The sequence below is a fragment of the Corynebacterium sp. HMSC071B10 genome, from assembly GCF_001814825.1.
Lineage (GTDB): Bacteria > Actinomycetota > Actinomycetes > Mycobacteriales > Mycobacteriaceae > Corynebacterium.
Map to the genome: position 1 here is coordinate 1 of NZ_KV817986.1, position 230 is coordinate 230.

The following is a 230-nucleotide window of genomic DNA, read 5'->3' on the forward strand; positions in this document are numbered from 1 at the left end:
TCGGCGTAGCTTCCCTCCCCTTCCACGATCTGCCGGACGTTGCCGTGCTTGTCCACCAGGTAGCGGGCTGGCCAGTAGCGGTTGTTGAAATTCCTCCATGTAGCGAAGTCATTGTCCTGCGCCACCGGGTAGTGGATACCTTCCTTTTCTACGGCGTTGCGGACATTGCCCAGGTCGTGCTCGAAAGCGTACTCAGGGGAATGGACGCCGACGACGGTGAGGCCGGAATC

General features: G+C 60.0%; 1 pseudogene. It reads right to left on the minus strand.

What is annotated here, in order from left to right:
* Positions 1–230 (minus strand): annotated as a pseudogene (locus HMPREF2990_RS02780) (cytochrome c biogenesis protein DipZ); the annotation flags it as partial.